Genomic DNA, 25,902 nt, shown 5'->3' on the forward strand with positions numbered 1-25,902 from the left:
TCGACGGATTCGGNCCCATCGGCATCATCGCCGCCGTCATCCCCACCACCAACCCCACCTCGACGGCCATCTTCAAGACGCTGGTCTGCCTCAAGACCCGCAACGCCATCATCATCAGCCCGCACCCCCGCGCCAAGCAGTGCACCATCGAGGCCGCGCGCGTGGTCCGCGACGCCGCCGAGGCGGCGGGCCTGCCCAAGGGCATCATCTCGTGGATCGACGAGCCCTCGCTCGCCCTCACCAACGAGCTGATGCACTCCTGCGACACCATCCTCGCCACGGGCGGCCCCGGCATGGTCAACGCCGCCTACAGCTCGGGCAAGCCCGCCCTGGGCGTCGGCCCCGGCAACAACCCCGCGATCATCGACGACTCCGCGGACGTCGAGCTCTCGGTCAACTCGATCATCCACTCCAAGACCTTCGACTACGGCATGATCTGCGCCACCGAGCAGAACGTGATTGTCCTCGACGGCGTCTACGACGCGGTCAAGGCCGAGTTCGAGAAGCGCGGCTGCTACTTCCTGAAGGGCGAGGAGGCGGACAAGGTCGTCAACCTCGTCATCAAGGACGGCGGCGCGGTCAACGCCGCCATGGTGGGCCAGTCCGCCTACCACATCGCCTGCGAGGCGGGCGTGGACGTCCCCAGGTCCACCAAGGTCCTGATTGGCGAGACCGAGTCCGTCGAGCCCTCCAACCGCTGGGCGCACGAGAAGCTCACCACCATCCTGGGCATGTACCGCGCCAAGGACTTCGACGACGCCATCGCGAAGGCATCGCGCCTGGTCGCCGACGGCGGCTACGGCCACACGAGCTCCCTCTTCTGTGACGTGCGCGAGACCGAGAAGCTCGAGAAGCACCAGAATGCCATGAAGACCTGCCGCATCCTGGTCAACACCCCCGCTGCCCAGGGCGGCATCGGTGACATCTACAACTTCATGATGACCCCGTCGCTCACCCTCGGCTGCGGAACCTGGGGAGGCAACTCCGTCTGCGGAAACGTCGGCGTCGCCAACCTGCTCAATGTCAAGGACGTGGCAGAGAGGCGTGAGAACATGCTGTGGCTCCGTACCCCCGAGAAGGTCTACTTCAAGAAGGGCTGCATGCCCGTCGCCCTGGACGAGCTGGGCACGGTCATGGGCAAGAAGCGCTGCTTCATCGTCACCGACCAGTTCCTCTACAAGAACGGCTTCACCAAGCCCATCGAGGACAAGCTCGACCAGATGGGCATCGTGCACTCCAGCTTCTGGAACGTCGAGCCCGACCCCTCGCTGCAGTCCGCGCTCGAGGGCCTGCAGCAGATGAAGGCCTTCGAGCCCGACGTGATCATCGCCATGGGCGGCGGCTCGGCCATGGACTGCGGCAAGATCATGTGGTCGATGTACGAGAACCCGGACGAGAAGTTCGAGGACATGTCCGCCGACTTCATGGACATCCGCAAGCGCGTCTACACCTTCCCCAAGATGGGCAAGAAGGCCTACTTCGTGGCCATCCCCACCTCCTCGGGCACCGGCTCCGAGGTCACGCCCTTCGCCATCATCACCGACAAGACGACCGGCGTTAAGTGGCCCATCACCGACTACGAGCTCATGCCCAACATGGCCATCGTGGACACGGACAACATGATGACCCAGCCGCGTGGCCTCACCTCGTCCTCTGGCGTCGACGTCCTGACCCACTGCCTCGAGGCCTACGTGTCGGTCATGGCGTCCGACTACACCGACCCCCTGGCACTCCAGGGCATGAAGCTGGTCTTCGACTACCTGCCCCGCGCCTACGACAACCCGACCGACGTCGAGGCCCGCGACCACATGGCGAACGCCTCCTGCCTGGGTGGCCTCGCCTTCGCCAACGCGTTCCTCGGCATCAACCACTCCATGGCGCACAAGCTGGGCGCCTTCCACCACATCCCGCACGGCTGGGCCAACGCGGTGATCCTCACGCGCGTCATGCGCTACAACGCGGCCGAGCGCCCCACCCGCATGGGCACCTTCCCGCAGTATGACCATCCCAAGACCCTGCACCGCTACGCCGAGGCCGCCCGCTACTGTGGCGTCACCGGCAAGGACGACCAGGAGGTCTTCGAGAAGTTCGTCGCCAAGATCCAGGAGCTCTTCGACTACGTGGGCGTCCATCGCACCATCGCCGAGTACGGCGTGGACGAGAAGAACTTCCTCGACAACCTCGACGCCATGGTGGAGCAGGCCTTCAACGACCAGTGCACCGGCGCGAACCCCCGCTATCCCCTGATGAGCGAGATCAAGGAGCTCTACCTCGATGCCTACTACGGCCGCGAGCCTAGCTCCTACGAGGACTAGCGCTGCGGGAGGTCGAAGGAAGCAACGATTCGTGACCCACGAGGAGGATCGCAATGAAGCTGTCTGACGGCAAGGTCGAATTGGTGCGTCGTGGCAACAAGGTCGTCTACCACGATGGTGACAGGCTCGTTAAGGTGTTCAACAGCGAGAAGCCCGCGGCCGACGTGTTCAACGAGGCCCTCAACCTCGCGCGCGTCCAGGGCGTGGGCATCCGCGTCCCCGAGGTGCTCGAGGTCTCCCGCGTGGAGGAGGGCGAGCACAAGGGCTCCTGGGCCCTTGCCACCCGCTACGTCCACGGCGTGACGCTGCTCGAGGTCGCCCAGGGCGATCCCGAGGGGAGGGGGCGCTACCTGGAGCAGCTGGTGGACCTCCAGGCGGAGGTCCACTCCTTCGAGGCGCCCCTGCTCAACCGCCAGAAGGACAAGCTGGCACGCATGATAGCCAGCTGCAAGGGCATCGACCCCTCCGTGCGCTACGACCTCGAGATGCGCGTCGACGGGATGAAGCCCGGCATGAGGGTGTGCCACGGCGACTTCGTCCCCTCCAACGTGATCGTGAGCGAGGACGGCAACGAGCTCTACGTCTGCGACTGGGCGCACGTCACCGCCGGCCTGCCCGAGCTTGACGCCGCCATGACCTACCTGCTCTTCAGCCTCGAGGACCCCGAGCTTGCCGAGGAGTACCTGGTCATCTACTCGCGGCGTACCGACACGCCCAAGCAGGTCGTGCACTACTGGCTGCCCGTCGTCGCCGCCGCGGAGCTCTCGCGTAACCGCAAGGTCAACGAGGAGAAGCTCGCCGGTATGGTCAACGTGGGCGACTACGAGTAGGCAACGGGGCATGGCCCGCCACGTGAGTTAGGGATGCAGGGGACCCGGAGAGCCTTTCGGGTCCCCTGCGCATGACGCCCCAGCAAGGACAAGGCCCGAAGGAAGGGGAGAGATGCGCGCAAAGACCACTCGAAGGGGACTTGCCAGGCTTGCCTGCCTGGCCTTCGCCCTGGTGCTTGCCGTGGGTGCGGGGCTCTCGCTCGCTGGATGCAAGCAGGCGGAGGAGCAGCTCATACGGGCTGGCCTCACGCAAAGCCTGGACGCGCTCAAGAACCCGAGCAGGGAGTCGCTGGAGCCTTACGTGTCGCAGCTGGGGCAGGACGGCGTGAGCAGGCTCGAAGGCTGTGGGATCGACGTGTACGACCTTGCCGCGCACGTACTCAAAGGCTTCGACTACCAGCTGGGGGACGTGAGCGTGGATGGTGACACGGCGACCGCCGCCGTGCACGTCAAGGGGCGCGACCTCGCCCCGGCGCTCGAGGCGACCTGGTCGGGCTTTTCCTCCGGCGAGGGGATGGCCGAGCTCGTCTCCGCCTACCAGGACGGCGGGGAGGCCGCCGTGGCGCAGAAGCTCCTCTCCCGCTTCTACGAGAACCTGGACGCAAGTGACGCCCAGGTCGAGGGTGACGTTACGCTCGACCTGGTGAAGGGCGAGGATGGCTGGCAGCCCACGAAGGATGACGCCCAGAGGATGGCGGACGTCCTGTTCGGCAACATCGACCTCTCGTCCCTGGAGTCCCTCGTCTAGCCCTGGCGTCTGAGCAGCGAGAGACGGGGCGCGGGCCGAAGACGGTCTGCGCCCCGCATCGTTCGCAACCCGCGCTGTTGGCCAGTGCTGTCTACTCGTCCTCCGCCAGGCCCCGTGGCTCAAGCTGACGGTAGGTCAGGTACTCGAAGGGCACGCCCCCCGCCGTGACGCCACCCTCCTCGCGCGACTCGATCCTCCAGCCAGGAAGGTCGTCGAGCCGGGGAAACCAGGCGTCGGCCTCCGCCTCGACGTAGTTCATCGTCACGTAGGCGCGCTCGCACCAGGGTAGGAGCTCCTGGTAGACGCTCTGTCCTCCTATGAGCCAAACTTCGTCGGGAGTCGTGTCCGCGACGAGGCCCAGCGCCTCCTCGATGCCGCTCGCGACCTCCACGCCCTCGGGCAGGCCCCCTGCCCCGCGCGTGAGCACGACGTTGCGGCGTCCCCTGAGGGGGNCGCCGTCTCGGGGCTGCGCTATCCCGGGCTTCCCGATGACCCAGACCACGAGGCTGCGGCGGCATTGCTCTTCGACGGATTCGGGCCCCTCGTGGACTTCCGGCTGGCGGGGGAGGCCTCCTGGTGTCGCGTCGCCTGCGGCGGGGGAGACGCACGGGGGCTCGTGGCACGGCTGGAGGCACGGCTGTGCCGTCAAGGCTGCTGACCCCGGGCGTTCCCTCTGCCCTTTTGTGCGCCTCGCTGCCCGAAATGGGGTCGCGGGCCTGGCAGCGGGCGGCGGCGGGGTATGGGGCGCTTCTGGCATCTTGCCCTTTCGTCCACGAAGCCTCCCCATGCGTTCTTCCTTCCGTACGTTCTTCTTGCCCCCGATGTTCTCTATGCACATCTCTGAAATCGTTTCGGTCCCAACTGGGGTTTTGTAAGCGAGAAGTAAGAGACTTGCATAGAGAACGCCCGCAGGGGCGTGGCGGCTTGCATAGAGAACGCCTGCAGGGCCGCGACGGCATAGAGAACGCCCGCAGGGGCGCAGTTGCTTGCATAGAGAACGCTCCAGGCGAGAGGGACGCGCGCTCCGTCGCCGCATGGCGTCAGTGGCCTCGTTGCCTTGCGGCCCAATTGCGCCGCTGGGCGCCAATTAGGGTCCACTTGTACATCGTTTGGTAGACAACCGCAGGTAGAGGTGCAAGTCTGAAACGCTTAGGCCTGCCTTTGCACATATCCCCGCAAGGCTTTTTCGCTATGATTAGGACCGTACGTAGAGCCCTACGTAGACGGCATCACCGACTGCGGTGCCCTACCTTACGCGAAAGGGGAAGCATGGCAAAGGCCGAGAAAGTCATCGACAGCGTCGATGCCCTGGCAGAGCGTATCGCGCAGATGCGCGTGGCCCAGGCCGAGTTCGCAACGTTCACCCAGGAGCAGGTCGACAGGATCTTCTACGAGGCGGCCATGGCCGCCGACAAGGCCCGCATCCCGCTGGCCAAGCTCGCGGTGGAAGAGACCCACATGGGCCTCGTCGAGGACAAGGTCATCAAGAACCACTATGCGGCCGAGTACATCTACAACAAGTACCGCAACACCAAGACCTGTGGCGTGATATTCGAGGACAAGGCCTACGGCTTCAAGAAGATTGCCGAGCCCATCGGCATCATCGCCGCCGTCATCCCCACCACCAACCCCACCTCGACGGCCATCTTCAAGACGCTGGTCTGCCTCAAGACCCGCAACGCCATCATCATCAGCCCGCACCCCCGCGCCAAGCAGTGCACCATCGAGGCCGCGCGCGTGGTCCGCGACGCCGCCGAGGCGGCGGGNGCCGCCCATGGTGAGCTCCACGAAGCGGCGCATGTCGGCGCGGTTGCGCACCAGGAGCGCGCCGTCGCGCCCTATGCCCCAGCTGGGGGTGACGGAGACTATCGCGTTCATCATGGCTTCCCTAGACCGCGATGGGGATGTTCTTGACCTGCGGCCCGTGCTCGTAGCCCTCCACGACGAGGTCGTCGGTGGTGAAGTCGTAGAAGTCGTGCACCTCGGGGTTCAGGCTCACCTTGGGCGCAGGGTGGGTCGGGCGCGAGATGAGCTCCCGCACGATGTCCACGTGGCGGTCGTAGATGTGGGCGTCGGCGATCATGTGCACGAGCTCGCCGGCCACCATGTCGTTGGCCTGGGCGACCATCATGAGCAGGAGCGCGTACTGGCAGACGTTCCAGTTGTTCGCGGCGAGCACGTCCTGGCTGCGCTGGACGAGCAGCATGTTGAGGGTCGGCCTCTCGTCGCCCTCCGCATGGGTCACGTTGTAGATGGCGTTGAAGGCGCAGGGATAGAGGTTCATCTCGCTGAGGTCGCCGAAGGTGTACAGGTTGGTCATGATGCGGCGGGAGTAGGGGTTGTTCTTGAGGTCATAGAGGACGCGGTCCATCTGGTCGAAGTCGCCCTCGGGGTAATGGCTCCTCTGCGCGACCTGATAGCCGTAGGCCTTGCCTATGCTGCCGTCCTCGTCGGCCCACTCGTCCCAGATGTGGGAGTGGAGGTCGTTGATGTTGTTGGACTTGCGCTGGTAGATCCAGAGGACCTCGTCCATGGCGCTCTTGAGGGCGGTCCTCCTCAGGGTGAGGGCGGGAAACTCCTCCCGCAGGTCGTAGCGGTTGCACATGCCGAAGCTCTTGATGGTGTAGGCGGGACTGCCGTCCTCCCAGCGGGGCCGGACCTTCTGGCCCTCGGTGGTGCTGCCGTGCTCGATGATCTGCCTGCACATGCCAATGAAGATATCGTCGGCCTTGCTCATGCGCGCTCCTCTCGCCTTGCGCCCTGGATCTTGGTTGTGGCGGCACGTCGCCGCCCTCGTTGGCCTAGCCTCGCTGGATGGGGGATGACCCGAGGTCCTGGTCGTCGCGGAGGAGCTCCTCAAGCTCCCGGACGAGCTCCTCGTCGTCCTCGTCGGTCTCCCAGGCATTCCCTCCCGAGCCCTTCATCTGGGCGAAGGCCCTGAATTCCCTGTCGAGGGCGTCACCCACGACCTGGGCGGCGCAGCCACCCAGGTAGGAGAAGACGAGGATGGCCAGCAGGAGGCCCAGGCCGGCTATGACGAGGGGCTTGGCCCCCGAGTTCGCGTTGTCAGGCGAGGTGGTGCCCGAGGCGGTCTCTATGACCTGCGGCCCGCTTTCGGTGACCTGAGCCTGCTCCTCCATGCATACCTCCTCTGTGGGCTGGCTTCCCATGATACCCGAGGCAAGGCGTCACGTCGCATTTCCTCGGGGTGCCCGCAGCCTAGAGATGGCTGGACTCGAAGATGGAGTCCCACATCACGCCCAGCGTCATGATCAGCCCGTGGTCCGCGGGAAGCCAGTCGACGTCGGTGAGCTCGTCCCGGCCCAGCCAGCGGAGCTCGCGGTGCTCGCGAAGGACGGGCTCCTCCCCCTCGGCGAGGCTGCACACGAAGCAGTCCATGTCCAGGTGGAAGCCGGGATACTCGTAGTCGACGCTGTCGAGGTACCAGATGGTGGAGAGCTCGCACCCCAGTTCCTCCCGCACCTCGCGCCTGAGGGCCTCCTCGCGCGACTCGCCCTCCTCCACCTTGCCGCCGGGGAACTCCCATCCCTCCATGCCATGTCCGCGCCGTGCCGCCAGGACCTTCCCGTCGCGTTGGACGATGGCACAGACAACCTTGGTCTTTTCCATTCACGCACCTCCGGGCCCTCGCGATGGGTATCAGTGGTTGGTATGCGGAGCCCATTCGATTCTATAGCGCGGAGGTATCGCGACATGTCAGGGGAGCAGGTCGACTCGGAGGGGGGCCAGGAGCTGAGGACGCTCCTGGAAAGGGACGAGGGCGAGAGGGACCGGATCATCGTTCGCGCGAGCGAGCTGGCCATCGCCGGCAACGTCGTGCTCGCGGCCTTCAAGGCGGTCGTGGGCGCCCTCACGGGCTCCATCGCGATCGCGCTCGACGCGGTGAACAACCTCTCGGACGCCCTGTCCTCGCTCATCACCATCATCGGGACGCGACTTGCCTCCCGTCCGGCCGACAGGCGGCATCCCTTTGGCTACGGCCGCGTGGAGTACCTCTCCGCCATCGTGATCGCGGCAATAGTGCTTGCGGCGGGCGCAAGCTCCCTCAAGGAGTCTGTCGCGTCCATCCTGGACCCCGCGACGCCAGACTACTCTGCGACGTCCCTCGCCATCGTCGCGGCGGCGGTCGTCGCCAAGCTCCTCATGGGAAGACACGCGAGGTCGGTGGGCAGACGCGTCTCTTCCGACGCCCTCGTCGCCTCCGGCACCGACGCATCCATGGACGCGGCCATCTCCGCGACGACCCTTGCGGCCGCCTTCGTCCATCTCGCCACCGGAGCGCGCCTCGAGGGATGGCTTGGCGCGCTCATCTCGGTCATCATCTTCAAGAGCGGCGTCTCCATGCTTCGCGAGACCCTCTCCAAGGTGCTGGGCGAGCGCGTCGACGCCGGCGTCTCGCGTCGCGTCAAGGAGGCAGTAGAGTCCGTCGATGGGGTGCGTGGCGCCTATGACCTCCTGCTGAGCGACTACGGGCCCCAGCGCCTTCAGGGAAGCGTGCATGTGGAGGTGGATGACCGCCTCGCCGCCCCCCAGATTGACGCGCTCTCCCGCGCCATCCAGTCACGGGCGTTCGAGCGATGCGGGGTCATCCTGACCACGGTCGGGATCTATGCGACGAACGATTCGGGGTCGGAGGCCCTGAGGGACCTGCGCGAGGGGGTGGAGCGCATCGTGTGGTCCCACGAGCACGTGGCGCAGATGCACGGGTTCTACGCAAACGAAGAGAGGCACACGGCGCTCTTCGACGTGATCGTCGACTTCGACGACCCTGACAGGATGGGGACCTACGAGGCGATCCGTGCAGAATGCTCCGAGGCATATCCCGACTGGAGCTTCACCGTGGGGCTCGACTCGGACGTTTCGGACTAGGATGGGGGGTCGTCGCCCGGGGATGGCGACCCAGATGGCGAGGTGCCGCATGTACAGCTTCGATGGCAGGGTGCGTTACAGCGAGTGCGACGAGGACGGGAGGCTGTCGCTCCTGGGCCTTGTCAACTACCTGCAGGACTGCTCGACCTTCCAGTCGCAGAGCCTGGGCATCGGCCTTGACTTCATGGCCGCGCACCACTTCGCGTGGTTCATCTCCGCCTGGCAGATCGAGATTGACGAGCTCCCGCGCTTCTTCGACCCCATCGTGGTCTCCACCTGGGCGTACAGCATGAGGCGCACCCAGGCGGGTCGCTGCTTCACCATCTCCTCGCCCGAGGGGAGGACCTACGTCCAGGCGGACTCGCTCTGGTTCGTGTATGACACCGAGGCAAAGTCACCCGTGCGCATACCGGAGTCCCAGCTGGCATATGCCGAGGACACGCCCCGGCTCGACTTGCCACCCACCAAGAGGAAGCTCGAGGTCGAGGGACCGTACCGAGAGACGCGTCCCGTGACCATCGCCGAGCAGCACCTCGACACGAACCGCCACGTCAACAATGCCCAGTACATCCAGCTTGCCTGCGACGCGCTGGAGGAGCTGGGCGAGGCCTTCGAGCCACGGCGGATCTGCGTGCAGTACCGCCAGATGGCACTTCTGGGGGACCTCGTGGCGCCCCGGGTCCACCGGTGGCAGGACGGCGCCTGCGTTGACCTCTCGGACGGCGGCGAGAGGAGCTACGCCGTGGTCCGGCTCTCTCGCTAGGGGCGCACCGGCGCCCGCTCGCCCTGTGGCCTGTAGCGGCTGAGGCCGTCCACCACCAACTTGCAGCAGGAGGGGAGGGCCCGCGCCTCGTATTCGGTGACCCCCTCCGTGACCAGCTCGCCGTCGATCTGCATGGGCATGGGCTCGCTCGAGCGGACGTGGACCCTCTCGCCCGAGAAGTGCTCGAGGTATGGCCTGCCCAGGTGGCTTCCCGCAGGGTCGACGAGGCTCGCGAACATGGGCCTGAGCAGGTGGACGGCGTCCTCGGTCTCGAGCACGATCACGTCGAGACGCCCGTCGTCCATGCTGCTGTCGGGGACGATCTCCACCTCGCCCTGGATCATGGCGCAGTTGGCGACCATGCAGGCGATGCCGTCACGCTCGTGACGCTCGCCATCCACCTCTATGGAGAAGTGTGATACCTGCGGTCGGATGTTCTTCAGCGCCGCCGCGAAGTAGGCCGCCTCCCCCATGCTCTGCTTGTTGGGAACGGCGGCCTGCATGAGGCGGGCGTCGTAGCCTGTCCCGGACATGACGCCGAATCCGCACACGTGTGCGCCGGAGGGGTCCTCCCAGCTCAGCTCGCCGAGGTCGGTGCGCGCCCAGAGGCCGCGCCTGCAGGCCCGGGCGATCGCCGCGGGCTCGGCGGCCGATCCCAGGTTGGCGTGCAGGAGGTTGGCCGTGCCCGAGGGGAACACGCAGCTGAGGACGTCGCGGCCCCTGAGCTCCCAGAGGAGGCCGGACACCGTGCCGTCCCCGCCCGAGAGCACGACGAGGTCGAAGTCCTCCGCGTCCGCGAGGCACTCGCGCCCTCCTCCCGAGCCGGGCAGCACGCGCATCACGCACTCGTCGCCCTGTTCGAGCAGGGCGCGCTCGAACTCGAAGACCGCGTCCGACCCGAAGCCGGAAGCGTTGTTGTGGACTATGAGGCTGCGCATGCTGACCTCCGACGGCCTTGAGTATGATGGTGGGGCCGGCGAGGGGCCGGCCGACGGATACAAATGTATCCGTTTTGGCGACAAGACATGAATCGAGCGTGCGTGTACATATCTGACGCGGAGGGGCTCGCGCGTTTCTGCGAGCGGGCCTCGGACTCCAAGGTGCTGGCGGTGGACACCGAGTTCCTGCGCGAGAGGACCTACTTTCCCCGGCTCTGCCTGATCCAGGTCGCGACCGCCGACGAGTCGTGTGCCGTCGACCCCATCCTCATCGAGGACCTCACGCCCCTCAGGAGGCTCCTCGAGGACCGCTCCGTCACCAAGGTCTTCCATGCGTGTACGCAGGACCTCGAGGTCATCCTGGACGGCATGGGCTGCGTGCCCGCGCCGGTCTTCGACACCCAGCTCGCCGCTGCCTTCCTGGGGCATCGCCAGCAGATTGGCTACGGTGCCCTCGTCGAGGCCTGCTGTGGCGTGCGCCTGCCCAAGGCGGAGTCGCTCACCGACTGGTCCCGCCGCCCCCTCGACGCCGAGCAGCTGCGCTACGCGGAGGACGACGTGATCTACCTCCCGCGCATCTATGAGCAGATGGTGTCGGAGCTCGCCCGCCGCGACAGGTTGGCCTGGCTCGAGCCCGAGATGCGCTCCCTCACCGACCCCTCGCGCGTCGAGCGCGACCCCAGGGACGCCTACCTGCACCTCAAGCGCTCCAACTCCCTCACCCGCCGCCAGCTCTCCGTCGCGCGCGAGGTCTGTGCCTGGCGCGAGCGCGAGGCGGCCCNCATCTCCGTGAGCCAGGCGGTGGGGCTTGCCGCCGCGGCGGCGGACGCCATGCCCACCCTGCTCGTCAACGGCGAGGTGACGGGGTTCCGAGGCCCCAACGCCCGCTCGGGCCACTGCTACTTCCAGGTGAAGGACGACTCCTCCGCGATGGACGTCATCGTCTGGCGCGGGAGCTACGCCAAGTCCGGCGTGCGGCTCAGGGACGGGCTCCAGCTCGAGATGCAGGGCAGGTTCAACGTATACCGGGGGAGCGGCAGGCTCTCGTTCGTGGCGTCGCGCATCAGCGTGGCGGGCGAGGGGCTCCTGCGCCAGCAGGTGGCCCAGCTCGCCCGCAAGCTCGAGGCGGAGGGACTCATGGCCCTGGAGCGCANTCCTCAGGCTGGTCTCGGAGTGCAGCGGCGTCGCCGCCCAGCTCATCGCCACGAGGGAGGACCTCCAGGACTACGTCTCTGACCCCGCCTCCTCCAAGCTCTCGCGCTCGTGGAGGGCGGAGCTCCTGGGAAGCCAGCTCTCCCGCCTCCTCTCGGGCGAGATGGGCCTCACCGTCAAGGACGGACACATCGAGCTTCTCTGAGCGGCCTTGCCGATTGTGTCCCAGGACTGTCGTAGGATGGGCGCAAGACAGCGCGGGCGGATGGGGTACAAGTGCTCCATGTCACCGATCGGATGGGAGGCAGGTCGTATGCCAATGGGCATGTATTACGGTTACGGTGCGGACCTGGGCTACCTGGGCGTGGTCCTGGTCTCGCTCGTCCTGGGGCTCCTCACCCAGAGCTACATCCAGTCCACCTACAGGAAGTGGTCCAAGGTCCCGTCCACCCTGGGCGCCACCGGGGCTGAGGTCGCCCGCCGCATGCTCGACTCGGGTGGGGCGCATGGCGTGGGCATCACCAGGGTGGAGGGCCACCTCACGGACTACTTCGACCCGCGCGACAACCAGCTGCACCTCTCGGGCGAGAACTACGCGCAGGGCTCGGTCGCCTCGGTCGCCGTGGCCTGTCACGAGGCCGGGCATGCCGTGCAGACCGCCAGGGGCTATGCCTTCGGCAGGCTGCGCTCGGCGCTGGTGCCCGTCGTCAACGTCACCCAGCAGGCGTGGGCGGTCGTCTTCATGCTGGGCGTCTTCCTAAGCCTCTCCGGCCTCGTGCGCCTGGCCATCGCCCTCTTCGCCTTCTCGGTCGTCTTCCAGCTCGTCACCCTCCCCGTCGAGATCGACGCCTCGCGCCGCGCGGTCGCCTACCTCTCGGCGAACGGCCAGGGGCTCGACGGGCGCGGCGCCCGCCAGGNCTGCGCCTCGCGGCGACGCTCGAGGCGCTCTCGCCCCTCAAGGTCCTCACGCGCGGCTACGCCATAGCCCGCGACGGCGAGGGGCACGTCCTGAGCGACGCGGAGAGCGTTGGCGTGGGCGACGAGCTTCGGCTGCTGCTCGCGCATGGCAGCGTGGGCACGGTCGTCACGAACGTAAGTCCGGAAGCGGCGGGGCAGGATGCCCCGCGAAAGGAGTAGCCCCATGGAGGAGAAGACCGCGAACGCCGACGTTGAGCAGCTGAGCTTCAAGGAGGCCTCGATCGAGCTCGAGCAGATCGTGCGCTCCCTCGAGGCGGGTGACCTCGAGCTCGAGGAGTCCCTCAGCCGCTATGGACGGGGCGTCGAGCTCCTTAAGAGCCTGCGCAGGCGCCTCGCGGAGGCGGAGCAGAAGGTGCAGCTGCTCGTGGACTCGACAGAACCCGCCGCCGTCGCGGACACCACGGCCGCGCCGTCTACCGCCTATCTGGACGAGTAGCCGCCGCGTCCGGGCGCATCGCGCCATGCCAGCGGGAAGCAACAGACATCTGGGGAGAGGAACGGCCATGGCCATCAGGGACGACTGCATCTTCTGCAAGATCGCCAACCACCAGATCGAGTCCGACTACGTGTACGAGGACGAGCTGGTCTGCGCGTTCAGGGACATGAGCCCCCAGGCGCCGACGCACGTCCTGGTCGTCCCGAAGAGCCATCATGAGGACATCCTCGACGGCGTCGACGAGGCGACCTTGGCCGCCCTCGCGCATGCCGTGGGCGAGGTCGCGCGCGCGGAGGGCATCGACAAGACGGGGTTTCGCGTCATCACCAACACGGGCGATGACGCCGGGCAGACGGTCCACCACCTGCATCTCCACGTCCTGGGCGGGGAGTCCCTGGGCGAGGGCCTGATCGCGAGGTCCTAGCGTGCCGTCGCATGAGGAGGCGGCCGCCGAGCGACACGCCCGCGGCTACAACTGCGCCCAGGCGGTGGCGTGCAGCTTCGCCGACGAGCTGGGCATGGACGAGGCCTCCCTCTTCAGGGCTGCCGAGGGACTGGGGCTTGGCATGGGCGGCATGCAGGCCACCTGTGGCGCCGTCGCGGGCGCATGCATGGTTGCCGGCCTCCTCAACAGCACGGGCGACCTGGACCATCCCAACAGCAAGGCATCCACGTACCGTCTCTCGCGCCAGATCGTGGAGCGATTTGGCGAGGCAAACGGATCGACCACCTGTCGCGAGCTCAAGGGGGTGGGGACGGGAACGGTGCTCGCGCCCTGCACGAAGTGCGTCAGCGACGCGGTGAGGATCGCCGAGGACGTGCTCCGGGAGGCGCGCACGCGCCAGGCCTAGCCCGTGACGTCCTCCCATGGCTGGCGGAGGGCTATGATAGAGAGAGTTTGTGCCGATTGGGCACACCGCCTCGAGAGGAGATCCATGAACGTCCTAGTCATCAACGCCGGCAGCTCTTCGCTCAAGTACCAGCTGCTCGACACCAAGACCCGCCAGGTCTTTGCAAAGGGCAACTGCGAGCGCATCGGCATCGACGGCTCGTTCATCGGCCACCAGGAGAACGACGGCGAGAAGCAGAAGCTCGAGGTGGCCCTGCCGGACCACAAGACCGCCATCCAGCACGTATTCAAGATCCTGGACGAGGCCGGCTTCGACACCTCGAAGATCGAGGGCATCGGCCACCGCGTGGTCCAGGGAGGCTGGTACTTCCCCGAGTCCAAGGTCGTCACCGACGAGACCCTGGGCTGGGCTCGTGAGGTCGCTCCTCTCGCGCCCCTGCACAACTACGCCGAGGCAGACGTCATCCAGATTTGCCGCGAGCTCTTCCCCAGCATCGGTAACGTGATCGTGGCGGACACCTCCTTCCACTACAACATGCCCGAGAAGGCCTGGCGCTACGCCCTGCCGCGCGACGTGGTCGACAAGCTGCACATCCGCAAGTACGGCGCGCACGGCACCTCGCACCGCTTCATCTGGAAGACCACCAACGAGTTCCTGGACGGCGACGTCCACAAGCTCGTCTCCTGCCACCTGGGCTCCGGCGCCTCCCTCGCCGCCATCCAGGACGGCCGCGTGATGGACACCACCATGGGCCTCACCCCGCTCGACGGCCTCATCATGGGCACCCGCTGCGGCAGCGTCGACCCCGCCACCGTGTTCTATCTGCAGCGCGTCGGCGGCTACACCGTCGACGAGGTCGACACCATGATGAACAAGCAGTCCGGCCTGGCGGCCCTCAGCGCCGTCTCGAGCGACTCCCGCGACATCGAGGAGGGTGCCGAGAGGGGCGACGAGAACTGCAAGCTCGCGCTCGAGATGTTCTACTACCGCACCTCCCAGCTCGTCGCCGAGATGGCCCAGTCCATGCATGGCTTCGACACCATGGTCTTCACTGCGGGCATCGGCGAGAACTCCGACATCATGCGCCTTGGCGTCGCCAAGGAGCTCGAGTGGCTCGGCGTCAAGATCGACGAGGAGGCCAACAAGGTCCGCTCCGGCGAGCCCCGCGTCATCTCTGCGCCCGACTCTAGGGTCAAGGTCCTCGTGGTTCCCACCAACGAGGAGCTCATGATCGCCATGGACGTCGAGGAGCTCCTGGGCAAGTAGTCTCAAGCCAAAACGCTTTGCAGAGACGGCCCGGCGGGATTTCCCGTCGGGCCGTCTCTGCAATGCGGGCGCGTTTCCTTCGCCTGGCAGGGCCCATTCCTACCCTCGCTATGTCGAGTGCGCAAGCTGAAACCTTAAGGTTGCGCATTCGACGTCCCTCTCCCCAGTGTTTTCCCAGTTGAGAGGAAGCCAGCGTCTCTCGAGTGTGCAACCTTAACCCTTCAGCTTGCGCACTCGCGAGGCCTGGTCGGCCTGTATAGTCGAGAGTCTTGAGTTGCTGCGCTACTGCGGGCGAGTGCCCTTCGCCTGGCAGGGCCCTGTCGTGGCTCCTCCTACCTGCCGAGCCCGCCCTTGCGCCAAGGAAGCCATTCTAGGATGCCCCGCGGCTCTGGCTCGTGTGTGGGGGAGAGGTACTGGTAGGCGAGCCGTTCCTCTCCGTTGGAAAGGCAGATGACCCCGCAGCGCCTGAAGCCATGCCTCTCGAGCAGCCCCTGCATGGGCAGGTTGAGCTCGTGGGTGTCCATGCGCAGGCTGTCTGCCGTCTCGCAGAGCCAAGCCATCATGAAGGAGCCGACTCCGTTGCCCTGACGAAGCGTGGCAAAGCGGTGCACGACGAAGTAGGGGCCGTCGTCCAGCCAGTCTCCATCGTCGATTCGCAGGTAGCAGGGGTCTGGCCCCGGCGCGAGGACGAAGCATCCGACGACCCCCTCGCCCTCCTCCTCGCAGACCATGAGTGTGCCGCGACTGAGCTCCGACGTCAGCTCCGCCCTCGTGGGGAAGGAGCGTTCCCATTGTGGGTTGCCCCGTGCGCGCATGAAGGAGCGCGACGACTCGAGCGCGTGCATGACGTCGTCAAGTTCGTGGACCTCTGCCGTCCTGATGCGTCGTTCCGACATGACGTCCCTAGAAGGGGGTGACGACGAAGGAGAGGCGGTCTTTCTGTCCGGGCGAGAGGAGCCTCATGCCCCGCTTGTGCTCGAACACGTCGTCCTCGTCCTCCGCCGTGGCGCAGCCCGTCCAGGGCTCGAGCGCGACGAAGGGCGCGTCCCCGGCGGCAGACCAGACGCCGAGGTAGTCGAATCCCGCGAAGTCGACCCTGATGCCGTGTCCCTCCGGCCCCACGAGACGAACCCGCCTCTGCGGGACGTCCTCGAAGACCAGGGTGTCGACGTCGAAGGTCCTGTGGGTCAGCGGCAGGACGGAGCAGCCGTCCAGGAGGGGGAGGCGGTCCTGGAAGTCGAGGAGGCCGGTCGAGACGTCGATCCGCGGAGCGGCGTAGGTCCAAGGCTCGGCGAACTCGAGGCGGTAGGCATCGAAGCCATCGGAGGCTCCCACAGCCGGGACGTTGAAGGCGGGATGGCCCCCCAGCACATAGGGAAGGTCGTGCGAGCCGGTGTTGGTGACCTCGAAGCCCTGCACGAGCGAGCTCTCGTCGATGGCGTACGAGAGGCGCAGCCTGAAGTCGTAGGGGAAGGACCGGCGCGTCCCCTCGTTCGACTCGAGCTCCAGGAGGACGCGGTTCCCCTCCCGCTCCACCAACGAGAACTCCTCGTTGCGGGCGAGGCCGTGCCTGCCGAGGCGTATCTCTCCCCGAGCGCTGGTGGCGTGGTCTCCCCTGAGGTTGCCCACGATGGGGAAGAGGACGGGCGCCCGGCGGGGCCACCAACGGGGGTCTCCCTGCCACAGGCACTCCGTACCGCCCGCCTTGAGGCTCATGAGCTGAGCCCCAAGCCTGCTGACCTCGGCCTCGATTTGACCAGAGGAGATGCGTGCCGTGTCCTCCATGCCGTCCTCCCGCCCCGAACGCTTGAGTTGGATGCAGTAATATGTGCAATGTGTGAGCACATAGATAGTACATCCCCCAGGCAAAGGAAGGCTCAGGCATGCACAAGAGGAAGCTGTTCCCGCTCGCGTCGTTCGTGGTGGTCCTCCTCGCCCTCGCCCTTGTCGGCTGCGCTGGCGCGCCGTGGCAGGGGCAGAATGCGACGGGGTCCCAGGGAGTGACCGAGGTGCGCGTCGGCTCCCTCAAGGGTCCCACCTCCATCGGCCTCGCGTCCTTCATGGATCGGGCGGCTGGTGGCGGCACCGCGAACGCCTACAGCTTCACCATCGCCTCCTCCGCCGACGAGATCGTCCCCTCCGTCGTGAGCGGTGACCTCGACGTTGCCTTGGTTCCCGCCAACGTCGCCTCCGTCCTCTACAACAAGACCAAGGGGGCCGTCTCGGTCATCGACGTCAACACGCTGGGCGTGCTCTCCGTCGTGACGGGCGACGAGGGCGTGTCGAGCCTCGCCGACCTCGCCGGCAGGACGGTCTACATGACCGGCAAGGGCACGACGCCCGAGTTCGTCATGCAGTACCTGCTCCAGAAGTCGGAGCTTGCAGACAAGGTGACCCTCGAGTTCAAGAGCGCCCCCACCGAGGTCGTGGCCGCCCTCGTGGCAGACCCGTCCGCGGTCGGTGTGCTGCCCCAGCCCTACGTGACCGCGGCAACCTCGAAGAACCCCTCGCTGCGCGCTGCAATCGACCTCAACGACGCCTGGGCGGCGACGGGCGAGGGCGCCACTATGGTCACCGGCGTCACCGTCGTGCGCAACGACTTCCTGAGGGACCACCCGGCTGCCGTGGAGGAGTTCCTGAAGGAGCATGCGGCGTCGGTGGATGCCGCCAACTCCGACCCCGCTGGCGTCTCCCCGAAGGTGGTGGCCGCCGGGATCATGGACAACGAGAAGGTCGTCGAGAAGGCCATCCCCGCCTGCCACCTGGTCTGCCTGACCGGCGGCGAGATGGAAAGCGCGCTTTCGGGCTACCTCGGGGCGATCGCCTCCGTCGACGCCAGCTCCGTGGGCGGGAGCCTCCCTCCCAAGGACTTCTACTTCCAGGGCTAGCCCTTGAGGGGAAGCCGCTCCCATAGGCTTGCCTCGTGGCTCGCGGCCTGCCTGCTCTGGCTTGGCGCCTGGCAGGTCGCGAGCCTCCTCGTCTCGAGCGAGCTCCTGCTGCCTGGCCCCCTGGCCGTGCTCGGGAGCCTCGCGCGCCTCGCTGCCGCAGGGACGCTCGTCCGGGTGGGGTCGGCGACGCTCGCGCACGTCGCCCTGGGCTTTGCCGCCTCGCTCCTCTTGGCCCTCCCGCTGGGATGGGCGCTCGACGCCTTCCCCGCCGTCCGACGCGTCGTCCTTCCCGGCGTGACGGTGCTCAAGAGCGCCCCCATCGTGTGCGTCATCGTCCTGCTCCTCCTGTGGTTCGGGGCGGCGCGCGTCGCCGAGGCGGCGGTGTTCCTCGCCTGCTTCCCGCCCCTGCTCTTTGCCGTCCTGGAGGGGCTGTCCGAGCTAGACCGAGGGATGTCGTCGCTCCTCTCCGTCATGAGGGTCCCCCTCTGGAGGCGTCTCCTCGCCAGCTTTTGGCCGCAGGTGCTCCCCTTCGTGGTCGCCGCCTCCCGGAGTGCCGTGGGGATGGCGTGGAAGGCCGCCGTGGCCGCCGAGCTCGTCGGCTCGTCCTTGGGCAGCGTGGGGGAGCGCGTCTTCCAGGCCAAGCTCCTGCTCGAGACCTCGGACGTCTTCGCCTGGACGGCGCTGGTCATCCTGGCGTCGAGGCTCAGCGAGGCGCTCGTCGTGGCGCTGCTGGAGGCCTCCGGCCCGCTCTGTCGCAGCCTCTCCCTCATGGGCCTGGGGCGAGGGGACGGAGGAGAGGGGCGTGCCCTTCCGCCCCTGACGCCCATCGTGGCCAGGGGGCTTCGCTTCTCGTATGGTGGCCCTTCCGTCATCGAGGGACTCGACCTCGAGCTCGCGCCCGGCTCGCGCGCCTGCCTGAACGACGCCTCCGGCTCGGGGAAGACCACCTTCCTGCGCCTGCTCGACGGCGTCCTCGCTCCCACGGCGGGTGAGCTGCGCGGAGGCGCGCCTTTCTCCGTCCAGACCCAGGGAAGCCTCCTCGTCGACGAGATGGGGGCGCTCCAGAACGTCCTCCTCTGCGCGCGCGGCCGCGCGCGCGACGAGGTCGAGCGCACCCTGGCGGAGGCCCTTCCCGGCGTGGATCCCCTTCGACCCGTGGGCGAGCTCTCCGGTGGGCAGCGCAGGCGCGTCGAGCTCGTGCGCGCGCTCCTCTCGCCCTCGAACACCGTCCTTCTGGACGAGCCCTTCGCGGGGCTCGACCCAGACGCGCGCAGGCGCTGCCGCTCCCTCGTGGACCGGCTCCTCGGCGGCCGGACCCTCGTCATGGCCTCCCACGACGAGGGGGACCTGCGCGCCCTGGGCGCGCGCCCCCTCTCCCTGCGACCCACGCGCTAGCGAGCGGGCGGACCTGGCGCCGGCCCGTCCCATGGCGCGTCCCTCGTTAAGCTTTGTTAATAAACTCCCGGCACCTCCGGCCTTCCCATATGCTGGATGGGTTGAACTCCCGCGGCGCCGTGTCCCAGCCCGTGCCCGCGGCCATGGAGAAGGAGGTGGGTCATGATTCAAGACCAGCTTGCTGCCTGCGGTCTTGTCAACTGCAGGGGTGCCATCCAGGTGGACGCGGCCCCGGCCGTCCTGGTGGAGAAGGCCCTGCTCGCCAACGAGGGTCGCCTGACCTCGCGCGGCGCCCTGTACGTGGAGACGGGCCGCTACACCGGTCGCTCCCCCGAGGACCGCTTCATCGTGGACACGCCCGACGTGCACGACGACATCGCCTGGGGCGCCGTCAACCGTCCCTTCGACGTCGAGGGCTACGAGAGGGTCAAGAAGGCCGTGGTCGACCATCTGAGCACGCGCGACCTCTATGTGGTCCACGCCATCGCCGGCGCCGATCGCCGCTGGTGCCGCAAGTTCCTCGTGGTCTGCGAGCGCGCGAGCCAGGCCCTCTTTGCCCGCCAGCTCCTGGTCAGGCCGTCTAAGCGCCAGCTGGCGGACTTCGAGCCCCAGGACTTCAGCGTCCTCGTCGCCCCCACGCTGCGGCTGGACCCCGCGACCTACGGGACCCACTCCGAGGCGGTCGTCCTCATCAACTTCCAGGAGCGCGAGGTCCTCATCGCGGGGACCATGTACTCGGGCGAGATCAAGAAGTCCATCTTCTCGGTCATGAACTACCTCATGCCCCTCGAGGAGGGCGTCCTGCCCATGCACTCCTCGGCCAACATGGACCCCGTCACGGGCGAGACGGCCGTCTTCTTCGGCCTCTCCGGCACGGGCAAGACCACGCTCTCGGCCGACCCGGACCGCATGCTCATCGGTGACGACGAGCACGGCTGGGCGGAGGGGAGCGTCTTCAACTTCGAGGGCGGCTGCTACGCCAAGGCCATCCGCATCTCGTCCGCGACCGAGCCCCAGATCTACAACGCCATCCGCTTCGGCAGCATCTGCGAGAACGTGATCGTGGACAACGCCACCCGCAAGCCCGACTACTTCGACGGCACCCTGACCGAGAACACGCGCGTGGCGTACCCCATCGACTTCATCGACAACGCCCAGGTCATGGGCCAGGGGCGCTATCCCAACGTGATCATCTTCCTGACCTGCGACTCCTTCGGCGTGCTCCCGCCCATCTCGCGCCTGGACAAGAACGGCGCCATGTACCACTTCCTGAGCGGCTTCACCAGCAAGGTCGCGGGCACCGAGCGCGGGGTGGACGAGCCCCAGCCCACCTTCTCGACCCTCTTCGGCGAGCCCTTCATGCCGCTCTCGCCCCTGCTCTATGCCGACATGTTCGGCAAGAAGATCGACAAGGCCGGCACCAGGGTCTACCTGATCAACACGGGCTGGACGGGAGGCCCCTACGGCGTGGGCATGCGCATGGACCTCGCTTCCACCCGTCTCATGGTCTCGGCGGCGCTCAACGGCTCGGTCGAGGAGGCGGAGTTCGTCCACGACCCCGTGTTCAACGTGGACGTGCCCCAGCACATCGAGGGCGTTGACAGCCGTGTCCTGAACCCGCGTGGAACCTGGGCGGACAAGGCCGCCTATGATGGCGTCGCCCGCCAGCTCGCGGGCATGTTCGTGGAGAACGCACGCGAGAAGTACCCCGATATGGACCCTGCCGTGAGGGCCGCGGGACCCAACCCCGCCTAGCGCCGTCGGCTCCCGGGGCCAGCGTGCGGCGTTGGCTCCCGGGGGCCGGCCCCCGTCGGAGCCTGTGCCACGTTCCGGTGCGACGGCGCCTCCGACCTCGGCCGCGCGCCCCTCTCGCCCGGCCACCCATCCCCGCTTTCCTTCCACTGGTTCCCTCGCAACGGCCCCCTCGGTCCCCAAACGACAGCCCTTGGCCCATCCTTAGCTATATACATTCAGGTGCGTGGCCAGGGGAGAGGAACGCGGCCACGCTCAGGCCGGGCGCGGGCGCGCCCCAGACCATAGGGGGGCAGATGGCTCGATTTCATCTGTTGGAACTGACTCCCGAGCAGAAGGTGATGGACGAGCTGCATGCCTCGGTGGGCAGGCGGCTCGAGGTGAGCTCCCTCGCCCCTTGCCCGGTCGAGTTCACGATGTCGTTCGTCAACATGTGCGCGACACAGAGCTGCGGCAAGTGCACGCCCTGCCGCGTGGGGCTCAGGGCGCTCAGGCACCTCCTGAGCGACGTGCTCACGGGCACGGCGACGATGGCGACGATCGACGAGATCGAGCGGCTCGCCCAGACGGCCTACCTCTCGAGCGACTGCGCCATAGGCTACGAGGCCGGCGCCATGGCCCTGAGGGCCGTGAGGGGCTTCAGGGACGACTTCGTGAGCCACGTGAGCCACAACTCCTGCGCGAGCGCCCTGGCTCCCAGCGTGCCCTGCGTGGCAGGGTGCCCCGCCGGCGTGGACGTGCCCGGCTACCTCGCGCTCGTCCGGGCGGGCAGGTGCGCGGACGCCGTCCGCCTCATCAGGAAGGACAACCCCTTCCCCCTGGTCTGCGGCCTGGTCTGCGAGCATCCCTGCGAGAGGAACTGCCGCCGCGGGATGGTGGACGACCCCATCAACATCCGCGCGCTCAAGCGCTTTGCCTGCGAGCACGAGGGGACTCCCGAGGAGCCCGCGCGTGCCGCTTCGACGGGCAAGAGGGTCTGTGTGGTGGGGGGCGGTCCCGCCGGCCTCAGCTGCGCTTACTACCTGACGCTGATGGGGCACGAGGTCACGGTCTTCGAGGCCCGACACCATCTGGGCGGCATGCTGCGCTACGGCATCCCCGCCTACCGCCTCCCGCGCGAGCGGCTGGACCAGGAGATCGGCTGGATCGTGGGCCAGGGCGTCACGGTCCGCATGGACGAGAAGGTCGACGCGGCCGGCCTCGCGCGCCTGCGCGAGGAATACGATGCTGTCTACCTGGCCATCGGCGCCCATGGCGACAAGAAGCTGGACATAGCGGGGGAAGGGCTGCCGGGGGTCGAGAGCGCGGTGGACATGCTGCGCTCCATCGGCGACGGAGAGATGCCCGACTTCTCGGGGCAGCACGTCTGCGTCGTGGGCGGCGGCAACGTCGCCATGGACGTCGCGCGCTCCAGCGTGCGCTGCGGCGCCGAGCGCGTCTACATCGTGTACCGCCGCCGTGCCTGCGACATGACGGCGCAGGACGAGGAGATCGAGGGCGCCCGGGCCGAGGGCTGCGAGATCCTGGAGCTCAACGCCCCCGTCCGCATAGAGGCCGATTCCGAGGGCAGGGTCGCGGGACTCGTGGTCCAGCCCCAGCTCATCGGCGGGCACCGCGGGGGCAGGCCGGCTCCCCGACCTGCCTCGGCGCCCGAGCGCACCATCGCCTGCGACCGCGTGGTCGTCGCCATCGGCCAGGCCATCGAGTCGGCCCCCTTCGAGGGGCTGGGCATCCCCACCTCCTGGGGCCGCATCTCGACCCAGACCGACGCGAGCATCCCCGAGCTCGAGGGCGTCTTCTCGGGCGGGGACTGCCAGACGGGTCCCGCCACCGTCATCAAGGCCATAAACGCTGGCAAGGTGGCTGCGGGCAACATCGACAACTACCTGGGCTTCGACCACAGGATCGAGCTCGACGTCGACGTCCCCGCGCCCCAGCTCGAGGACATGGGGCACTGCGCCCGCTGCGAGACCATCCTGCGGGAGGCGGGGGAGAGGAAGCGGAACTTCGAGGAGATAGAGCGCGGGCTCACGCCCGAGGAGGCGCTGCAGGAGTCCTCGCGCTGCCTGCGCTGCGACCACTTCGGCTTCGGGGCCTTCCGCGGGGGGAGGGAGATCCAGTGGTAGGACACGAGCACGAGCAAGGCGAGAGGGGCGTCGCGACCAAGGCGGTGAGCCTCGTCGTGGACGGGATGCCCGTCACGGTCCCCGCGGGCACCAGCATCCTGGACGCCTGCCGCGCCGCGGGGTCCAAGGTCCCGACCCTCTGCTACCTGAGGGAGCTGAACGAGATCGGCTCCTGTCGTGTCTGCGTCGTGGAGGTCAAGGGCCGAGAGCGCCTCGTCGCCTCCTGCAACAACTGCGTCGAAGAGGGGATGGAAGTCCTCACCAACAGCCCCAAGGTGAGGTGCGCCCGCCGCGAGAACGTGCTCCTGCTCCTCTCNGCTGGGCATCCCCACCTCCTGGGGCCGCATCTCGACCCAGACCGACGCGAGCATCCCCGAGCTCGAGGGCGTCTTCTCGGGCGGGGACTGCCAGACGGGTCCCGCCACCGTCATCAAGGCCATAAACGCTGGCAAGGTGGCTGCGGGCAACATCGACAACTACCTGGGCTTCGACCACAGGATCGAGCTCGACGTCGACGTCCCCGCGCCCCAGCTCGAGGACATGGGGCACTGCGCCCGCTGCGAGACCATCCTGCGGGAGGCGGGGGAGAGGAAGCGGAACTTCGAGGAGATAGAGCGCGGGCTCACGCCCGAGGAGGCGCTGCAGGAGTCCTCGCGCTGCCTGCGCTGCGACCACTTCGGCTTCGGGGCCTTCCGCGGGGGGAGGGAGATCCAGTGGTAGGACACGAGCACGAGCAAGGCGAGAGGGGCGTCGCGACCAAGGCGGTGAGCCTCGTCGTGGACGGGATGCCCGTCACGGTCCCCGCGGGCACCAGCATCCTGGACGCCTGCCGCGCCGCGGGGTCCAAGGTCCCGACCCTCTGCTACCTGAGGGAGCTGAACGAGATCGGCTCCTGTCGTGTCTGCGTCGTGGAGGTCAAGGGCCGAGAGCGCCTCGTCGCCTCCTGCAACAACTGCGTCGAAGAGGGGATGGAAGTCCTCACCAACAGCCCCAAGGTGAGGTGCGCCCGCCGCGAGAACGTGCTCCTGCTCCTCTCGCAGCATGACGCGACCTGCACGACCTGCGTGCGCTCGGGCAACTGCTCGCTGCAGGAGGTGTCAAACGACCTTGGCCTCGTGGGCATGCCATATCCCACCATCCTTCCCCATGGCTCCTGGCCGCAGGGCTTCCCCCTCATACGCAACAACGACAAGTGCATCCGCTGCATGCGCTGCATCCAGGTCTGCGACAAGGTCCAGGCCTCGCACGTCTGGGGGATCACCAACCGCGCGACCCACACCACGGTGGACGTGGCCGACGGGGCCAGCATCCTCAACGTGGACTGCACGCTCTGCGGCCAGTGCATCACCCACTGCCCGGTGGGCGCGCTGCGCGAACGCGACGACGTGTCCCGCGTCTACGACGCGCTCCAGGACCCCGAGGTGACGACCGTCGTCCAGATAGCCCCCTCCGTGCGCACCTCCTGGGGCGACCATTGGGGCCTGGGGGAGACGGCGGGCATGGGGCGCCTCGTCTCCGCCCTCCGTCACATGGGCTTCGACTACGTGGTCAACACCGACGTGGCGGCCGACCTCACCATCATGGAGGAGGGCACCGAGCTCCTCCGCCACCTGGGCGAGGGCCGTCCCTACCCGCTCATGACCTCCTGCTGCCCCGCTTGGGTCCGCTTCGTGAAGGCGCACCACCCCGAGCTGGTGGACGACGTGTCCACCAGCAAGAGCCCCCAGCAGATGTTCGGCGCCGTGGTGAAGAGCTACTACGCCCAGCTGCTGGGGCTCGACCCCCACAAGGTCTTCTCGCTCTCGATCATGCCCTGCGTGGCGAAGAAGGCGGAGTGCGCCTATCCCAACATGAACGACGCCTGCGGGGACCCCGACGTCGACTGCGCGCTCACGGTGCGCGAGCTCGAACGGCTCCTGAGGGCGGACCACGTGGACGTGGCGAGCCTCGGGGAGGAGCCCTTCGACGAGCCGTTGGGCGTGGGGACAGGCGCGGGCATCATCTTCGGGGCCACGGGCGGCGTCATGGAGGCCGCGCTCAGGACCGCGCACTACCTGGTGAGCGGGAGGCCGCCCAAGGACGACATGTTCGGCGACGTGAGGGGCCTCGAGGGATGGAAGGAGGCCAGCTTCGACCTGGCGGGGACCACGCTCAGGGTGGCCGTCGCTCACGGGCTGGCCAATGCCGACGCCCTCTGCAAGGCGCTGGTCTCGGGAGAGGCCCAATACGACTTCGTCGAGGTCATGGCCTGCCCCGGCGGCTGCGTGGGCGGCGGCGGGCAGCCCATCCACGAGGGGCAGGAGCTTGCCGGCGTGCGCGGGCAGGCGCTCTACGGTTTCGACAGGCGCTCGGAGTGGCGCAACTCCTACGAGAGCCCCGCCGTCAGGCGCTGCTACGAGGAGTTCTTCGGAGAGCCCAACTCCGAGCTCGCCGAGGAGCTGCTGCACACCGACCTCCGGGCTTGGAAGATGCCCGCGGAGTGGATACGCGAGGCGGAGTCCGCCCCGGACGCGGCGCTGGCGAGACGCTAGGCTTCCAGGCACGGGGTTCGCCAGAAAAGGAGGTGGCCCCTCT

22 protein-coding genes and 4 pseudogenes are annotated in these 25,902 nt (G+C 67.6%); 19 read left to right on the forward strand and 7 right to left on the reverse strand.

Features of this window, described 5'->3' with window-relative positions; translation table 11 throughout:
* Positions 1–14 precede the first annotated feature (14 nt).
* The 3 genes and pseudogenes from adhE to BQ7388_RS00760 all read left to right on the forward strand — a co-directional run.
* Positions 15–2,315: pseudogene (gene adhE, locus BQ7388_RS00750) on the forward strand (bifunctional acetaldehyde-CoA/alcohol dehydrogenase); the annotation flags it as partial.
* Positions 2,316–2,368: 53 nt separating this feature from the next.
* Positions 2,369–3,145 carry a phosphotransferase family protein gene (locus BQ7388_RS00755; protein WP_009279096.1) on the forward strand — a complete coding sequence of 259 codons (777 nt, stop codon included), beginning with the start codon at positions 2,369–2,371 and terminating at the stop codon, positions 3,143–3,145.
* A 112-nt stretch (positions 3,146–3,257) separates the two neighbouring features.
* Positions 3,258–3,893 carry a hypothetical protein gene (locus BQ7388_RS00760; protein WP_072499543.1) on the forward strand — a complete coding sequence of 212 codons (636 nt, stop codon included), beginning with the start codon at positions 3,258–3,260 and terminating at the stop codon, positions 3,891–3,893.
* A 91-nt stretch (positions 3,894–3,984) separates the two neighbouring features.
* Here the strand turns inward: BQ7388_RS00760 and BQ7388_RS13575 are convergent, their stop codons facing one another.
* Entirely contained in the window at positions 3,985–4,929 is a 945-nt protein-coding gene (locus tag BQ7388_RS13575) for a dihydrofolate reductase (protein ID WP_456319905.1), read from the reverse strand.
* Positions 4,930–5,162: 233 nt separating this feature from the next.
* Between BQ7388_RS13575 and BQ7388_RS00770 the strand changes: the two are divergent.
* Positions 5,163–5,672: pseudogene (locus tag BQ7388_RS00770) on the forward strand (aldehyde dehydrogenase family protein); the annotation flags it as partial.
* Between the two features lie 109 nt (positions 5,673–5,781).
* Here BQ7388_RS00770 and thyA read toward each other — a convergent pair.
* The 3 genes from thyA to BQ7388_RS00785 all read right to left on the reverse strand — a co-directional run bounded on the left by thyA (position 5,782) and on the right by BQ7388_RS00785 (position 7,523).
* On the reverse strand, positions 5,782–6,630 hold the full coding sequence (gene thyA, locus BQ7388_RS00775; protein ID WP_072499544.1) for a thymidylate synthase: 849 nt from the start codon (positions 6,628–6,630) through the stop codon (positions 5,782–5,784).
* Positions 6,631–6,694: 64 nt separating this feature from the next.
* Positions 6,695–7,033, reverse strand: coding sequence for a hypothetical protein (locus BQ7388_RS00780; RefSeq protein ID WP_072499545.1), 339 nt, complete (start codon positions 7,031–7,033; stop codon positions 6,695–6,697).
* A 79-nt stretch (positions 7,034–7,112) separates the two neighbouring features.
* The gene (locus BQ7388_RS00785; protein ID WP_062531290.1) at positions 7,113–7,523 is read right to left on the reverse strand and encodes a (deoxy)nucleoside triphosphate pyrophosphohydrolase; all 411 of its coding nucleotides are present in this window, start codon (positions 7,521–7,523) and stop codon (positions 7,113–7,115) included.
* A gap of 84 nt (positions 7,524–7,607) precedes the next feature.
* Between BQ7388_RS00785 and BQ7388_RS00790 the strand changes: the two genes are divergently transcribed.
* On the forward strand, positions 7,608–8,783 hold the full coding sequence (locus BQ7388_RS00790; protein ID WP_083558153.1) for a cation diffusion facilitator family transporter: 1,176 nt from the start codon (positions 7,608–7,610) through the stop codon (positions 8,781–8,783).
* Between the two features lie 49 nt (positions 8,784–8,832).
* The gene (locus tag BQ7388_RS00795) at positions 8,833–9,546 is read left to right on the forward strand and encodes an acyl-[acyl-carrier-protein] thioesterase (RefSeq protein WP_009279105.1); all 714 of its coding nucleotides are present in this window, start codon (positions 8,833–8,835) and stop codon (positions 9,544–9,546) included.
* On the opposite strand, the gene BQ7388_RS00800 is transcribed toward BQ7388_RS00795, so the two are convergent.
* The gene (locus tag BQ7388_RS00800; RefSeq protein WP_009279106.1) at positions 9,543–10,484 is read right to left on the reverse strand and encodes a diacylglycerol/lipid kinase family protein; all 942 of its coding nucleotides are present in this window, start codon (positions 10,482–10,484) and stop codon (positions 9,543–9,545) included. The two genes, BQ7388_RS00795 and BQ7388_RS00800, sit on opposite strands and share 4 nt — an antisense overlap.
* An 87-nt stretch (positions 10,485–10,571) precedes the next feature.
* Here BQ7388_RS00800 and BQ7388_RS12795 point away from each other — a divergent pair, with 87 nt between their 5' ends.
* From BQ7388_RS12795 to BQ7388_RS00835, 6 genes and pseudogenes are all read left to right on the forward strand, one after another.
* Positions 10,572–11,720: a ribonuclease D gene (locus BQ7388_RS12795; RefSeq protein WP_456319906.1), complete on the forward strand. Its 1,149-nt coding sequence runs from the start codon at positions 10,572–10,574 to the stop codon at positions 11,718–11,720.
* A gap of 229 nt (positions 11,721–11,949) precedes the next feature.
* Positions 11,950–12,552, forward strand: a pseudogene (locus tag BQ7388_RS00810) (zinc metallopeptidase); the annotation flags it as partial.
* 225 nt (positions 12,553–12,777) lie between these two features.
* Positions 12,778–13,050, forward strand: a complete 273-nt coding sequence (gene xseB, locus BQ7388_RS00820) for an exodeoxyribonuclease VII small subunit (protein WP_072499546.1) — start codon at positions 12,778–12,780, stop codon at positions 13,048–13,050.
* A 67-nt stretch (positions 13,051–13,117) separates the two neighbouring features.
* Positions 13,118–13,474, forward strand: a complete 357-nt coding sequence (locus BQ7388_RS00825; protein ID WP_009279111.1) for a histidine triad nucleotide-binding protein — start codon at positions 13,118–13,120, stop codon at positions 13,472–13,474.
* 1 nt (position 13,475) lies between these two features.
* Positions 13,476–13,901 (forward strand): C-GCAxxG-C-C family protein, encoded by a 426-nt coding sequence (locus tag BQ7388_RS00830; RefSeq protein ID WP_072499547.1) that lies wholly within the window; start codon positions 13,476–13,478, stop codon positions 13,899–13,901.
* Between the two features lie 84 nt (positions 13,902–13,985).
* Positions 13,986–15,167 carry an acetate/propionate family kinase gene (locus BQ7388_RS00835; protein WP_072499548.1) on the forward strand — a complete coding sequence of 394 codons (1,182 nt, stop codon included), beginning with the start codon at positions 13,986–13,988 and terminating at the stop codon, positions 15,165–15,167.
* Positions 15,168–15,499: 332 nt separating this feature from the next.
* On the opposite strand, the gene BQ7388_RS00840 is transcribed toward BQ7388_RS00835, so the two are convergent.
* Together BQ7388_RS00840 and BQ7388_RS00845 are read right to left on the reverse strand one after the other, a co-directional pair.
* The gene (locus BQ7388_RS00840; RefSeq protein WP_072499549.1) at positions 15,500–16,063 is read right to left on the reverse strand and encodes a GNAT family N-acetyltransferase; all 564 of its coding nucleotides are present in this window, start codon (positions 16,061–16,063) and stop codon (positions 15,500–15,502) included.
* Between the two features lie 7 nt (positions 16,064–16,070).
* A complete protein-coding gene (locus BQ7388_RS00845; protein WP_072499550.1) occupies positions 16,071–16,952 on the reverse strand; it encodes an aldose 1-epimerase family protein in 882 nt (293 codons plus the stop codon).
* A gap of 98 nt (positions 16,953–17,050) precedes the next feature.
* On the opposite strand from BQ7388_RS00845, the gene BQ7388_RS00850 reads away from it, so the two are divergent.
* The 7 genes and pseudogenes from BQ7388_RS00850 to BQ7388_RS00875 all read left to right on the forward strand — a co-directional run bounded on the left by BQ7388_RS00850 (position 17,051) and on the right by BQ7388_RS00875 (position 25,859).
* On the forward strand, positions 17,051–18,055 hold the full coding sequence (locus tag BQ7388_RS00850) for an ABC transporter substrate-binding protein (protein WP_072499551.1): 1,005 nt from the start codon (positions 17,051–17,053) through the stop codon (positions 18,053–18,055).
* Between the two features lie 3 nt (positions 18,056–18,058).
* A complete protein-coding gene (locus tag BQ7388_RS00855) occupies positions 18,059–19,450 on the forward strand; it encodes an ATP-binding cassette domain-containing protein (RefSeq protein WP_072499552.1) in 1,392 nt (463 codons plus the stop codon).
* A gap of 162 nt (positions 19,451–19,612) precedes the next feature.
* Positions 19,613–21,205 (forward strand): phosphoenolpyruvate carboxykinase (ATP), encoded by a 1,593-nt coding sequence (pckA, locus tag BQ7388_RS00860; RefSeq protein ID WP_062531267.1) that lies wholly within the window; start codon positions 19,613–19,615, stop codon positions 21,203–21,205.
* A 293-nt stretch (positions 21,206–21,498) separates the two neighbouring features.
* On the forward strand, positions 21,499–23,328 hold the full coding sequence (locus BQ7388_RS00865) for an NAD(P)-binding protein (RefSeq protein ID WP_072499553.1): 1,830 nt from the start codon (positions 21,499–21,501) through the stop codon (positions 23,326–23,328).
* Positions 23,329–23,372: 44 nt separating this feature from the next.
* Positions 23,373–23,585, forward strand: a pseudogene (locus BQ7388_RS12800) (2Fe-2S iron-sulfur cluster-binding protein); the annotation flags it as partial.
* A gap of 196 nt (positions 23,586–23,781) precedes the next feature.
* Positions 23,782–24,048 carry a hypothetical protein gene (locus BQ7388_RS12550; RefSeq protein ID WP_200781478.1) on the forward strand — a complete coding sequence of 89 codons (267 nt, stop codon included), beginning with the start codon at positions 23,782–23,784 and terminating at the stop codon, positions 24,046–24,048.
* Positions 24,042–25,859: a [FeFe] hydrogenase, group A gene (locus tag BQ7388_RS00875; protein ID WP_072500403.1), complete on the forward strand. Its 1,818-nt coding sequence runs from the start codon at positions 24,042–24,044 to the stop codon at positions 25,857–25,859. Before BQ7388_RS12550 ends, BQ7388_RS00875 begins: the two co-directional genes overlap by 7 nt.
* Positions 25,860–25,902 lie beyond the last annotated feature (43 nt).

The sequence above is a fragment of the Olsenella phocaeensis genome, from assembly GCF_900120385.1.
GTDB classification, from domain to species: Bacteria; Actinomycetota; Coriobacteriia; order Coriobacteriales; family Atopobiaceae; genus Olsenella_I; species Olsenella_I phocaeensis.